The organism is Streptomyces sp. NPDC030296, assembly GCF_055572815.1.
The window spans coordinates 462457-475767 of record NZ_JBVICQ010000006.1; the positions used below are offsets into that span (position 1 = coordinate 462457).

A 13311-nucleotide genomic window follows, 5' to 3' on the forward strand; every position below is an offset into this window, starting at 1 on the left:
ACACAAGGAGGAGACCGAGGTGCGCGACGTGCGACAGGAGAGGACCGGCCGACCCCGACCCTGCCCACGGTCCCACGAGCGACTCGCCCGGCTGTGGGCGGAGCACCTGCGCGCACCGTTCCCGGGCGGCTGGCGCGGCGCGGACGTCGCGGGCGTGGATCTGGTCCTCGTGGATTCCGATGTCGCGGGCCTGGTGCGGACGGAACTGGACGACGGTGGGCTCGACGACGGTGACATCGCCGCCCTCTGGGCGCGCGCCGCCGACCTTGACAAGATCGTGCCGCTGATCGACGAGGAGTACTGCGCCGAGTACTTCGCGAGGCTGCGCGCGATGGCCCGCCTGGCGGCGGCACCTCATGTGCCCCCCGCGACGTGAGCGACCGTCGGGCCGAGGGCGGGACCCGCCGGTCCGGGTGCGGGGCCGGTCAGAGGATGTCGTACGTCAGATGGGTCGCGGTCGAGGTGGGGGTCGCGTCGCGCTGTACGAGGGCGTGGGGTGTCCTGCCGGTGAAGAGGGGTGTGCCGGTGCCCAGGACGACGGGGGCGAGGTGGAGGGTGAGGGCGTCGAGGAGGCCGGCGTCGAGGGCCGAGCCGACGGTGGCGCCGCCGCCCATCACGACCACGTCGAGGTCCCTGCCGCCGGCGGCCGACGCCGCCTCGGCGCGCTCGCGCGCGGCGGCGACGGCGTCGGCCACGCCGGTGGTGACGAAGGTCCAGTCGAGGCCGGTGAGCCGGACCGCGTCCGGCGGTGAGCCGGTCACGACCACGAACGCGGGTTTGCCGACCTCGCCCGCGCCGTAGCCGGTCTCGTCGTCCCAGCCGTACGGTCCGTCGACCACGTCGAAGAGACGCCGGCCGAGGACGACGGCGCCGGAGCGGGCCGTCGCCTCGCGCAGGATCCGGCGGTCCTCCGGGTCGTCGGAGAACGCCCAGGTGTGCAGGGCCTCGCCGCCGGTGCCCAGCCCGTTGTCCGGGCCGGGGTCGGGTCCGGTGACGAACCCGTCGAGGGAGACCGAGATGTCAGCGATGATGCGGGTCATACAGGGCGGACCGTCTCGACGCCCGGAACTCATCGGTCATCCCCGCGGCGATCATCCGTCGCGTGCGGCGCCGCCGGGGTGACCGGCGCGTGGCCGTCCGCCGCCCGGCATCACGACGGCGGCACGGACCCCGGTACGGCCGCCTCCCGGGGCCAGTTCTCCAGGGCCACGTGCAGGGCCTCGACCGCCCGGTCCCAGGACGTCCGCACGTCGCGTGACGCGCCGAAACCGCCGTCCGCCTCCAGGGCGCAGTAGCCGTGGAAGGTGCTGCGCAGCAGACGTACGGCGTCGGTGAGGTCGGGCTCCTCCAGGCCGTAGGCGCGGAGCATGCCGTAGGTGATCTCGGCGGTGCGGCGGAAGGCGGGCGAGGCGGCCACCAGGTCCTGGTCCATGCGGGCCTGGGTGGCCGCGTACCGGCCGGGCCGCTCCAGGGCGTACGCCCGGTAGGCCCCGGCGAACGCGGCCAGCGCGTCCTTGCCGGCCCGTCCGGCCACCGCGTCCGCGATCCGCTCGATCATCTCCTCGCCGGCCAGGAACGCGACCCGGGTCCGCAGGTCCTGGAGGTTCCTGACGTGGGAGTACAGGCTCGCGTCCTTCACCCCGAACCGCCGAGCGAGCGCCGACAGGGTCACGTTCTCGAACCCGACCTCGTCCGCGAGATCGGCCGCCGCCGCGACGACCCGCTCGGTCGTCAGGCCGGTTCTGGGCAAGGGCGACCACCTCGTGTTCCGCGTGCCTGGGATCTGTGGGGACAGCCTAGGTGAGGCGGTCGCCCTCGGATCCCGGCGCTCCTGGCGCGGCCCCGGGTCAGCCGATCGGTGCGTACAGGACGCCCAGCTTGTCGATCTCGGCGCCCGAGCGGCCGGTGAAGCCGACGATCTGCCGGCCGGCGGGGGCGGTGAAGGTGCGGGTGTCGGCGGTGGGCGTGCCGGAGGCGAGGGTGCGGCCCTGGTCGGTGGTGAAGGCGGCGGAGAAGATCCGGGTGCGGCCGTCCTTCTTGCCCTGGGTGAGCTTCACGGACGTGAGGTGCTCGCCGGGCGCCAGGGTCAGCGAGACGGCCGTGCCGCCGGTGCCGCCGTGGGCGAGCGTCGTACCTCCGTCGTGGGTGAGCGACACCGCGTCGAGGCGGGACGCGCCGCGCAGCGTGAGCGTGCGGGGCGTGACGGCCGAGGGGAGGTCGTCGGCGTCGCTGAACGCCGTGCCGTGCGGGCCGCCGAAGAAGTCGCTCGCCCCGAGCCGGGGGTTCACGCTCCAGGAGAAGTCGACGGTGTGCGGGAAGTGGTCGGAGAGGTTCTTCCCGCCCACGTCGAGGAACTTGGCCCACTCGTTGTGGTAGCGCGTGGCGGTGAGGTCCACCAGGGGGCTGCCCCGGTAGAGGACCTTGTCGACGACCTCGCAGTCCTGGGCCGGGGCCGTGGTGGCGCAGACCAGGGCGTCAGCGCCCTGGGCCGGCGGCCTGCCGCCCTTGACGAGGTCCACCCACGGGTCGCGCAGGCCGTTCTCCGACACGAGCGTGCGGATGTTGTCGCCCGCACGCGTGTAGCGGGTGTTGGTGTCGCCCATGACGATCACCGCGTTGCCCGCCGAGTTGGCCTTGATGAAGTCGGAGAGCTGGGTGATGTTCGCCCGGCGGGCGGCCAGGGCCGCGTCGTCGGAGTCGGCGTTGGTGTGCACGTTGTACAGGTCGACGAAGACACCCTCGGCGAGCCGCACCCGGGCCAGGGAGAAGCCCTTCGGGGTCAGGCAGTTGGTGCCGGTGCACTTGTTCCACTTCACCCGCTCGAAGTCCTCGAAGGGCAGGTCCGAGAGGGTGTTGAGGCCGTCCCCGAAGGGCACCCCGCCGCTGGTCGCCGTGCGGTGCGGGTGGTCGTCGCCCGCGTAGAGCGCCGCGTGGTAGTTGAAGTCCTCCTGGACGTTGACGAGGTCGTACGCGCCGAGGCGGGGCGAGATCAGGGGGGTGTTGGTCTTCGGGCTGCCGGAACTCAGCCCCTCGGGGAGGCCCGCGACGTTGTACGTCAGCACGTTGAAGGTGCCGGAGGCGGCGGCCGTCGCGGGCGCCGCGCCGGTGGTGGCGAGGCCCGTGACGGCCAGGGCGGCGGCAGTGAGGGTGCCGAGGAGTCGTCTCATGCGGGTACTCCGGGAGGGGGTGGGAAAGGTGAGCAGTGCTCAGGTTCTGTGTTCAACAGTGTGACGGGCAAGGGCAGTTGAGGAAACAGGGAGAGGCGTTGCGATTTGACGCGTCCATGGCACCTTGTGGTCACCCGGTACTCGTTCAACGTTCATGTTTCGCCTCGATCCTCCACGGGCGGCGCACTCGCGTCGCGGAGGGCAGCCGCGGAAGGCAGCGGCATCCAGGAGGCGTCACATGGGGCACGGGCACACGCACGGTCATCACCACCACGGACACGACCACGATCACGAACACCCGGCGGCGGACGGCCTCCCCGCCGCCTTCGACACCGCCGTGCCCGACGAGGCGCTGACCCCCGAGCAGCAGTCGCGCCGCACCCTGCTGCGCCGCGCCGGTCTGCTGGGCGCGGGCCTGACCGCCGCGAGCGTCCTCGCCCCGGCGGCGGCCACCCCCGCGCACGCCGCCGGCAGCCGCAAGCGCGGCGGTTTCCTGTGGCTGTCCGGCGACCACCACATCCACACCCAGTACAGCAACGACGGCAAGTACCGCGTCGTCGACCAGGTCCGCCAGGGCGCCCGGCACGGCCTGGACTGGCTGGTCATCACCGACCACGGCAACGCCACCCACGCCAAGATCGGCGTCGAGAAGGTCAACCCGGACATCCGTCAGGCCCGCGCCGCGTACGAGGACACCCTCGTCTTCCAGGGCCTGGAGTGGAACATCCCGGCCGCCGAGCACGGCACCGTCTTCGTCCACCCCGGCAAGAACGAGGTCGCCGTCCTCAAGCAGTTCGAGACCGACTACGACGGCGGCGTGAAGGGCGCGACCGACTCGACGCCCGCCAACGAGGCGCTCGCCATCGCCGGGCTGAACTTCCTGGCCGAGCAGGTCCGCCGCCGCAAGGTCAAGGACGTGCTCATGCTCGCCAACCACCCCGCCCGCAAGGGCATCGACTCGCCGCACGAGCTGCGCGCCTGGCGGGACGCCACCAGCCCCCGCCACCGCATCGCCGTCGGCATGGAGGGCGCCCCCGGCCACCAGGCCGGAGGCATCGCCGCGCCGCTCGGCATGGGCCGCGCCCGCGGCATCTACGACAACAGCCCCGGCGCCAACTCCTTCCCCGGCTACCCCCCGGAGTCCTATCGGACCTGGGGCGGCTTCGACTGGATGACCGCCACCGTCGGCGGCCTGTGGGACAGCCTGCTCGCCGAGGGCAAGCCGTGGTGGATCACCGCCAACTCCGACTCCCACAACGTCTACACCGACACCGCCGTACGCGGCGGCCCGGACAGCGACTTCACCGCCAACGGCAGGCACACCGACCCCGTCTACGGCGGGAAGATCGACCTGACGGAGGGCGACTACTGGCCCGGCCAGTACAGCCGCACCCACGTCGGCGCCGCAGGCTTCTCCTACGCCGCCGTCATGGACGGCATCCGCGCGGGCCGCGTCTGGGTGGACCACGGACAGCTCATCAGCGGCCTCGACATCCGGGTGTCCGGCGGCAGCCGCTGGGCCACCCTCGGCGGCGCCCTGCACGTCAGGAAGGGCACCAAGGTCACCCTGACCGTCGACGTGGCGCTCGCCGGCGGCCCCAACTGGGCCGGTTTCGTGCCCAAGCTGGCGCGCGTCGACGTCATCCAGGGCGATGTGACGGGCACACCCGCGGACAAGGACACCTTCACCGCGCCGACCGCGAAGGTCGTCAAGTCCTACGAGGTGAACAAGTCCACCGGCACCGTCCGGTTCACCCACCACCTCGGCCGCGTCGACCGCCCGCTCTACGTCCGGCTGCGCGGCAGCGACGGCAACCGCTCGGCCGTCGGCGCGATGGGCGCGGCGGTCGACCCGGAGGGCCCCGCCCTCGACGTCGTCGGTGACGCCGACCCGTGGCGCGACCTGTGGTTCTACTCCAACCCGGTGTGGGTGCTGCCCTCGTGACGCCGTACGCCCTCACCGTGGACGCCGGGCTCCGGGACCTGCGCACCGCCGACCGTCTGCTCCACGCGCTGGCCGCCGAACTCGCCCTCCCCGAGGACACGTTCGGGTGCACCCACCTGGTCCGAGAGGGCCGGCCGAGGGTCGCCCTGTCCCTCGCGGTGCCGTCCCGGCCGCTCCTGAGCACCGTCCGGGAGCGGCTGGCGGCCCACGACCACGAGGTGACGCCGGGCATCCCGGACGCCATGGGCCGTGCCGTGCTCTACCCCGGCGCCACGGCCCTGACCGGCACCCTGTCCGTCGCGGACGTGCTGGACCGCTCCGCGATCACCCGCGTGACCGTGCTCGGCGGGCCCGGCGAACCGGACCCGGACACCCCGCTGATGACGCGGGACCACGTACGCCCGCACTGGCACGAGGGTGAACTGGTCCTCACCGCGATGCCCGCCGTCGGCGGCACCCTCGTCCCCTTCGAGGTCCCCGAACCGACACCGTGCTGCGCCGACCACTGAGACGGGCCGGCGGACACACATGAGGGCGGCCGGGCCGTGAAGCCCGGCCGCCCTCACCGTCGGCGGACCGCCACCGCTCAGCGGAGCTCGGAGAACACGAACGAGAACTCCGTCGGCTCCGCCCGCAGGTGGTACTGCGGCAGCGCGCCCGGCCCGCACGACTGCGAGCCGATGCCCATCTGGCCGTGGTCCAGGTTGACCCACACCGTGTCACCGGCCCGGAGGTCGGTCAGGTGCTCGGCGGCGTCGAGCTGCTCGCTCGTCCAGCGCCGCGCGGTGAACCAGAACTCCGGGTCGCCGTCGATCCGCAGACCGCCGAGCTCCGCCCAGCGGACGTCGGAGCGGGCCCCGTTCTCCTGGGGGCGGAGGTAGGGGGTCTGGAGCTCGTCGACCGTGGAGTGCCAGCGGTACAGCATGGACGCCGACTTGGTGTCGGGGTAACCCTCGCCCGGGCCGCCGCCGTACCACTGCACGGCGTCCGCCGACGACAGCCCGAAGCGGATGCCGAGGCGGGGGAGCGGCACCGTCCAGTCGCCCTCCGGGTCCACCGACACGGTCAGCTTCAGCCGCGTCCCGTCCGACGTCCAGCGGTACGTCGTGCGCAGCCCGATCTCCCACGCCGCCGGCGCCACCCGGGTCCGTACCGTCAGCGCGTCGTCGCCGACCTCGACGGCGTCCAGCCGGTGGCGCATCCGGTGGAGGCCGAACTTGCGCCAGAGCAGGCCGTACTGCGGGTCCGGCTGCCAGTCCGCCCCGGCGTCGTTGTCGGTCGGCGCCCGCCAGATGTCGAGGCGCAGCCCGGTCACGTCGATGCCGCCGATGGTCTTCAGCGCGCCTGTGCGTACGTCGAAGGAGGCCGGGCCGAGGTAGATCAGCTTCTCACTCGCCGTGGGACCGTCGCCGGGCGTCACGACCGGCGACGGCCGCTCCACGACCGGCAGTTGCGCCCACGCCACCTGGTGGCCCTTGCGGCCCCAGGCGGTGTCCTCGGCCAGCAGCGCCCGTACGGTCCACAGCGCCTCGCCGGCCGGCCCGCCGGACGGCGGCTGCGGCAGCTTCACCTCGGCCGACTCGCCGGGCTTCAGGGAGGGCACGACCAGGGCGCCCGCCTCCAGCGTCTTCCCCTCGACCTGGTACGACCACTCGAAGGCCAGCTCCGACAGGTCCGCGAAGTCGTACGCGTTGCGCACCCGTACGGTCCCGGCGGCGCCGTCGCCGTCGATGCGGACCGGCTCGATCACCTTCTTGAACTCGACCAGGCCGGGGGAGGGCGTCCGGTCCGGGAAGACCAGGCCGTCGCAGACGAAGTTGCCGTCGTGCAGCTCCTCGCCGAAGTCGCCGCCATAGGCGTAGCCCAGCTCGGGGTGGGTGACGCCGTGGTCGATCCACTCCCAGATGAAGCCGCCCTGGACGCGGTCGTGCGCCTCGAAGATCCGCTGGTAGTCGGCGAGGCCCCCGGGGCCGTTGCCCATGGCGTGGCCGTACTCGCACTGGATGAAGGGCAGGCCGCGCCGCTTGTGGGTACCGCCGTCCAGGCCCTTGCCGATGCGCTCGACCTCGGCGTGGTCGGCGTACATCCGGGAGTAGACGTCGGTGTCGCGGCAGTCCCAGTCGCCCTCGTAGTGCACCAGGCGGGAGCCGTCGCGGCCGTGGATCCACTCGGCCATGGCGGTCAGACCGCGTCCGGTGCCGCACTCGTTGCCGAGGGACCACATCACGATCGACGGGTGGTTCTTGTCGCGCTCGACCATCCGGGCCGCCCGGTCCAGCAGGGCCGGGGTCCAGCGGTCGTCGTCGACGGGGTTGTCACGCCAGTTCTGCTCGGTGAAGCCGTGGGTCTCCAGGTCGCACTCGTCGATGACCCACAGCCCGTACTCGTCGCATAGGTCGAGGAAGGCGGGGTGCGGCGGGTAGTGCGAGGTGCGCACCGCGTTGACGTTGTGCCGCTTCATCAGGAGCACGTCCGCGCGCATCGTCTCCAGGTCGAGCGCGCGGCCCCGCTCCGGGTGCCACTCGTGGCGGTTGACGCCCTTGAAGAGGATCGGCCGGCCGTTGACCTTGATCAGGCCGTCCTCCAGCACGACGGTGCGGAAACCGATCCGCAGCGGGACGCGCTCGCCCTCCGTCACCAGCTCACCGTCGTACAGATGAGGGGTCTCGGCGGTCCACGGCTCGACGGGGACGGTCACCGGCTCGCCCGTCGCGACATCGATGTCCAGGGCGGGCACGAGGACCCGGCCGTCGACGTCGGAGTCCACGCGCAGGGTCCCGGTGCCGCCGACGTGGTCGAAGGAGGCGTGCACGAAGAAGTCGAGGACGGCGCCCGCCGGGCGGTGCAGCAGGGTGACGTCCCGGAAGATGCCGGGCAGCCACCACTGGTCCTGGTCCTCCAGGTAGGAGCCCGCCGACCACTGGTGGACCCGCACCGCGAGGACGTTGCCCGTGGGCTTCAGCAGGTGCCCGACGGCGAACTCGTGGGCGAGCCGCGAGCCCTTGAACTCACCGACGTCCGTGCCGTTCAGCCAGACGCGGGCACAGGACTCCACGCCGTCGAAGCGGAGCACGGCCCCGCCGTCCGCCGGCCACCCCTCGGGCAGGTCGAAGTACCGCAGATGGTCGCCGGTCGGGTTCTCCGTCGGCACCCGGGGCGGGTCCACCGGGAAGGGGTACAGGTGGTTGGTGTAGATCGGCGCCCCGAAGGCCCCGTCGCCCTGCAGCACCCAGTGCCCCGGCACGGACACCCGGGCCCAGTCCCCGGCGTCGTACCCCTCCGCGGCGAAGGAGTCGTCCTCGGCGTCGGCGGTCGGCGACAGCCGGAAGTGCCAGTCGCCGCCGAGGGACAGGGAACGGGCGTCGGAGCTCGCGTACCAGGCGCGGGGCGGCAGGGCCCCGCTGCCCGGCGACACGTCCTCGACGTAGTCGACGGACGAGGCGGTGGTGCCGGTGGTGCGGAAAGACATCGGTCTCCTAGCTCAGCCCTTGATGCCGGTCTGCGCGATGCCCTGCACCAGCCAGCGCTGGAGGAAGAGGAACACGAACACCAGGGGCAGGATGGAAATGGCCGTGGCCATGAAGATCAGGTGGTAGGTGATGGTCTGACCGGTCATGTAGTTCGAGAGCGCGACCTGGACGGTCCACGCACTGGGATCCTGACCGATGACCAGGGGCCACAGGAAGGAGTTCCACCCGCTGATGAACGTGATCGTCGCCATGGCGGCGAAGAAGTTCAGCGAGTTGGGTACGACCACCCGCCAGTACGCGCCCATGTAACCGAGCCCGTCCACGCGTGCCGCCTCCTCCAGCTCCTTGGGGAACCCCAGGAAGTACTGCCGGAACAGGAAGCAGGTGAAACCACTGAAGAGGCCCGGGATGATGAGACCGCGGTAGGTGTCGATCCAGCCGAGGGACGAGACCAGGACGAAACTGGGCACGAACGTCACGGCGGTGGGGACCATCAGGGTGCCGAGGACGGCGTAGAAGACCTTGTTGGCGTGCCTGTACGGGATGCGCGCGAGACCGTAGCCGGCCAGGGAGCAGACCAGCAGGGTGCCGAGGGTGTGCAGCACACCCACGACCGCCGAGTTCCACAGCGAGCGCGCGAAGTCGACCGAGGGGTCGTCGAAGGGCTTGCTGATGTTTCCCCACTGGATCTCGGAGGGGAACCACTTCCACTCCTCGCCGGTGATCTCCGGGTCCGTCATCAGCGCGTTGCGGACGATCAGATAGAACGGGATGAGGAAGAGGAGCGCGGCGATGCCGGTGGCGACGTAGAGACCGGTCGAGCCGATCACGCTGCCCCTGCGGGCCTTGCGCGGCCCGGCCGGTGCCTCGGCCCGCTCCGCCGGAGGTGTCGTCGTGGTGGTCACTTGGACTCCTCCCCCCTTCCGAATCCCATGATCTTGCCCTGGAGCAGGGTGACGAGGCAGATCAGCACGGTGAGGATCAGCGCGCCCGCGCTGCCCGCGCCGTAGTCCTGGCTCTCGCCGAGCGCCTTGTAGTACAGCTCCATCAGCGGCGGCCGGCCCCAGGTGGTCTTCGCCAGCAGGTTGAAGAACTCGTCGAACGCCTGGTAGGCGGCCACGAGGAGCAGCAGGATCACGGCGGTGGAGGTGGCCCGCAGCTGGGGCAGGGTGATGTGCCTGAACGTCTGCCAGCCGGGCTTCGCGCCGTCGATCGCGGCGGCCTCGTACATCTCCTGCGGGATGTTCTGCAGGGCCGCGATGAAGAGGATCATGTAGAAGCCGGCCTGGAGCCAGAGCCGTACGGTCACGATGACCAGCCAGTACCACGGCGGGTCGGGGTTGGCGAGCCACGCGGTGTTCTCGATGCCGAACATGCCGAGGAAGGTGTTCATCAGGCCGAAGCGGACACCGTTGAAGATGGACATCTTCCAGATCAGCGAGGCGGCGACGTAACTGACCGCCGTCGGCAGGAAGAACACCGAGCGGAAGAACGCCCGCATGAACCGCAGCCGGTTCACCAGCAGCGCGAGACCGAGCGAGGTCGCCCAGGTCAGCGGCACGATGAGCGCGGCGAAGACGGTGAAGGTGCCGAGTGACCCCACGAAGTCCTCGTCGGTCAGCATCACGACGTAGTTGTCGAGGCCGACGAACTTGTCGGGGGTGACCGTGAAGCGGGCCTCGAAGAACGAGAGCCACAGGCTCCACAGGATCGGCGCGTAGACGAAGACCGCCAGGCCGATCAGGAACGGCCCGGTGAAGAGCCAGAAGTTGAGGGCGGGGGAGCCCCGCAGCCCCCGCCGCGGCTTGGCCGGAGCGGCCTTCGCCGGGGCGGGGCTGGAGACGCCGTCCTTGGTGATGGTCGACATGTCGTGGCTACCTGTCCCCAGGCCTATCCGAACAGCTTCTTCAGCTCACGGTTGACCTTGGCGTCGGCCTTGGTCAGCTCCTTGTCCGGGTCACCGCCCTTGCGGACGCAGTTGGCCATGACGTCCTCCATGGCGGTCCGGCTCGCCTGGGTCCAGCCGATGTTGTCGAAGTTGCCGTACTCGTTGAACAGCTTGACGCCCTCAGCGGGCAGACCCGACTTCAGCTTGTCGGCGGTCTCCGCGATGGAGGTGCGCGGCGGGATGTGGAAGCCGTAGGAGAGCGCCCAGTCCTCCTGGAACTCCTTCTGGTCGATCCACAGCCACTTCACGTATTCCTTGGTCTCGTCGACGTTCTTGCCCTTGGCGTTGACGAACATCGACCAGCCGCCGTTGTACACCGAGAGCTTGCCCGCGTCGCCGACCTTCGGGAACGGGAAGATGCCGAGGTCGTCGCCGAGCGCCTCCTGCATCTGCGGCATCGCCCACATGCCGCACCACTGCATCGCGGCCAGGCCCTGGTTGAGCGCGGACGGGTCCCAGAAGTCGGTGGGGGCGTCGAGCAGCAGGTCACCGCTGGTGAACAGCTTGCGCAGCTGCTTGAAGCCGCCGACGACCGCGTCCGTGTGGTAGGCGATCTGGTTCTTGTCGTCCAGGTGCTGCGCCCCCGCCGACCAGATCAGCGGGTCGATGATCGAGTGCAGGGTGTTGCCGAGGTAGGCGCCCTTGACCTTGCTCGTGGTCAGCTTCGCGGCGGCCTCTATCAGCTCGTCCAGCGTCTGCGGGACCTCGACACCGGCCTTCTCGAACATCGACTTGCGGTAGAAGAAGAACTGCGGGTCGTCGATCATCCGGATGCCGTAGATCTTCCCGTCGACCGTGTGGGACTTGATGTCGGCCGGGTTGAAGTCGTCCTTGACCGGGTCGATCAGGTCGGTCAGGTCCGCCACCTGGCCGCTCTCGATCATCTGCAGCTGCGGGTGGAACTCGAAGCAGTCGGGGGCCTTGTCGGTGAGCAGCGTCGCGAACAGCTTGCTCTCGAAGTTGGAGCCGGTGATCCACTGCGTGGTGACGTTGCCGCCCTTGTAGGCCTTCGCGTAGCGCTTGATGGCCTGCTCGGTGCCGGCCTCGCCGTACGCGTGGAAGTACTGCGTCAGGGCCTTGCCGGACCCGGAACCGCCGCCTCGGCCGTTGTTGCTGCCGCACGCGGCGAGACCGCCGGCGGCGGCCAGACCCAGCGCGGCCCGCAGTGCGGTGCGGCGGTCGAAGTTCCTGTTGCTCATTGCCGACATGCTGACGTCCTTGTCTCGAGTGCGGCTCCCGGCGCTGCGCCGGTGCATGGCTCCGTGGCTCAGTGCCCGTGGCTCAAAGAGGCTTGCGGAGCGGGACGTTAACCTTCGGCTAAGGCTTCGGCAAGGGGTTGAACGAAGTCTGTTCGAAGAGTTGTACTCGGTCCGGGTGTCCGAACGTCCTTGTTCCGGGGCGGAGTTGAGACGGGTACGAGGGCCGCCGGGTCAGGGTCCGGCGGCCCTCTGCTCAGTGCGGTGCCACCGCCGCGACCAGGCCCGATGACCGGCCGGCGCGATGCGCACCCGTTCCCCTCACGACGCCGACGCGGTACGGCTCCTCGCGGGGGCACCGCGCCTGGTGGGCCGCTGACTGAACGACGACAGCGCCCCTTCGAGGGCGAAGGTCGCGGCGCCCAGGCACACCGGGTCGGTCGGGATGGGGGACAAGACGATCTCGGCGGCGTCCAGCGGCCGGCGCAGCGAGTGCCGGGCCACGGCCTCCCGCACCTCCGTAAGGAGCGGCTCGCCGAGCGTGGCCGCGACCCAGCTGCTGAGCACGACCACCTCCGGGTTGAGGAGGTTGACCAGGTCGGCGATGCCGGCACCGAGGTAGCGGGCGGTGTCCCTGACGACCTTGAGCGCGATGGGGTCCCCGGCGGCGACACCCCGGGCGAGGGCGTCGATGGTCGCGGTCTGGTCCTCGGGGTGCAGCAGGGTGCTCCGCGGCGCGAGTTCCCGCAGATGCAGCATGATGCCGGGCGCGCCGACATAGGTCTCCACACAGCCGTGGTTGCCGCAGTGGCACAGCCGCCCGTCGAGCACGAGCGTCGTGTGCCCCCACTCCCCGGCGCTGTTGCTGACCCCCCGGTGCAGCCCGCCGCCCAGCACCAGCCCGGCGCCCACGCCCGTGCCGAGGTTCACCACGACGGCGTCGCCCCGGCCCCGGGCCGCGCCGAACCACAGCTCGGCGACCGCGCAGGCCCGCAGCGGATTGTCCAGGTGGAGCGGGTAGGCGATGTGCTCGGCGAGCAGGTCGAGCAGCGGGACGTCGTGCCAGTCCCAGTTCGGGGCGTACTCCGACACCCCGCCCTCCCGGTCCACCTGGCCCGGCACGCTCACCCCCACGCCGAGCACGCGCGCGCCCTCGACCCCGGCCTGGGTGACCACCGAGCCCACGGCCGCCGCGACATGGCCGACGACCTGCTCCGGCCGGCTCTCCCCGGGGCGCATGTTCTCGTCCGCACGCGCCAGCACGTTGAGCGCCAGGTCGAACAGCTCGACCCGGACGTAGGTCTCCGCGATGTCGACGCCGATCAGCGCGCCACCGGTGGTGTTGACGGCGACGAGCCCCCGGGGGCGCCCGCCCGCGGAGTCCTCGAAGCCGACCTCGGTGATCAGCCGCAGATCGAGCAGTTCCCCGACCAGCGTCGCGACCGTCGCGAGGCTCAGCCCGGTGGCCGCCGCCAGCTCCTGCCGGGACGTGGGAGACTCGGCGATGATCTGGCGCAGCACCTCGTAGCGGTTCGCGGTGCGAATGTCGCGAGACGTGCGCTTCACCGACGCCATGTTCTCCTCG

General features: G+C 71.1%; 11 protein-coding genes. 3 read left to right on the plus strand and 8 right to left on the minus strand.

Annotated elements, in window-relative coordinates; genetic code table 11:
- The first annotated feature begins 19 nt into the window (after positions 1 to 19).
- The gene (locus ACZ4Z3_RS20210) at positions 20 to 376 is read left to right on the plus strand and encodes a hypothetical protein (protein WP_468502270.1); all 357 of its coding nucleotides are present in this window, start codon (positions 20 to 22) and stop codon (positions 374 to 376) included.
- A gap of 49 nt (positions 377 to 425) precedes the next feature.
- Here the strand turns inward: ACZ4Z3_RS20210 and ACZ4Z3_RS20215 are convergent, their stop codons facing one another.
- The 3 genes from ACZ4Z3_RS20215 to ACZ4Z3_RS20225 form a co-directional block, all read right to left on the minus strand.
- Positions 426 to 1040 (minus strand): dihydrofolate reductase family protein, encoded by a 615-nt coding sequence (locus tag ACZ4Z3_RS20215; RefSeq protein ID WP_468502271.1) that lies wholly within the window; start codon positions 1038 to 1040, stop codon positions 426 to 428.
- Positions 1041 to 1150: 110 nt separating this feature from the next.
- A complete protein-coding gene (locus ACZ4Z3_RS20220; protein WP_468502272.1) occupies positions 1151 to 1750 on the minus strand; it encodes a TetR-like C-terminal domain-containing protein in 600 nt (199 codons plus the stop codon).
- A gap of 97 nt (positions 1751 to 1847) precedes the next feature.
- A complete protein-coding gene (locus tag ACZ4Z3_RS20225; protein ID WP_468502273.1) occupies positions 1848 to 3167 on the minus strand; it encodes a jacalin-like lectin in 1320 nt (439 codons plus the stop codon).
- 238 nt (positions 3168 to 3405) lie between these two features.
- On the opposite strand from ACZ4Z3_RS20225, the gene ACZ4Z3_RS20230 reads away from it, so the two are divergent.
- Together ACZ4Z3_RS20230 and ACZ4Z3_RS20235 are read left to right on the plus strand one after the other, a co-directional pair.
- On the plus strand, positions 3406 to 5112 hold the full coding sequence (locus ACZ4Z3_RS20230) for a PHP domain-containing protein (protein ID WP_468502274.1): 1707 nt from the start codon (positions 3406 to 3408) through the stop codon (positions 5110 to 5112).
- Positions 5109 to 5621 (plus strand): hypothetical protein, encoded by a 513-nt coding sequence (locus tag ACZ4Z3_RS20235; protein ID WP_468502275.1) that lies wholly within the window; start codon positions 5109 to 5111, stop codon positions 5619 to 5621. Before ACZ4Z3_RS20230 ends, ACZ4Z3_RS20235 begins: the two co-directional genes overlap by 4 nt.
- A 77-nt stretch (positions 5622 to 5698) precedes the next feature.
- Here ACZ4Z3_RS20235 and ACZ4Z3_RS20240 read toward each other — a convergent pair whose 3' ends face one another.
- From ACZ4Z3_RS20240 to ACZ4Z3_RS20260, 5 genes are all read right to left on the minus strand, one after another.
- Positions 5699 to 8581, minus strand: a complete 2883-nt coding sequence (locus ACZ4Z3_RS20240; protein WP_468502276.1) for a glycoside hydrolase family 2 TIM barrel-domain containing protein — start codon at positions 8579 to 8581, stop codon at positions 5699 to 5701.
- Positions 8582 to 8593: 12 nt separating this feature from the next.
- On the minus strand, positions 8594 to 9487 hold the full coding sequence (locus ACZ4Z3_RS20245) for a carbohydrate ABC transporter permease (RefSeq protein ID WP_468502277.1): 894 nt from the start codon (positions 9485 to 9487) through the stop codon (positions 8594 to 8596).
- The gene (locus tag ACZ4Z3_RS20250) at positions 9484 to 10449 is read right to left on the minus strand and encodes a carbohydrate ABC transporter permease (protein ID WP_468502278.1); all 966 of its coding nucleotides are present in this window, start codon (positions 10447 to 10449) and stop codon (positions 9484 to 9486) included. The genes ACZ4Z3_RS20245 and ACZ4Z3_RS20250 overlap by 4 nt, the downstream gene beginning before the upstream one ends.
- Positions 10450 to 10472: 23 nt before the next feature.
- Positions 10473 to 11729, minus strand: a complete 1257-nt coding sequence (locus ACZ4Z3_RS20255) for an ABC transporter substrate-binding protein (RefSeq protein ID WP_468502279.1) — start codon at positions 11727 to 11729, stop codon at positions 10473 to 10475.
- A 318-nt stretch (positions 11730 to 12047) separates the two neighbouring features.
- Entirely contained in the window at positions 12048 to 13301 is a 1254-nt protein-coding gene (locus tag ACZ4Z3_RS20260) for an ROK family transcriptional regulator (RefSeq protein ID WP_468502280.1), read from the minus strand.
- Positions 13302 to 13311: the final 10 nt, after the last annotated feature.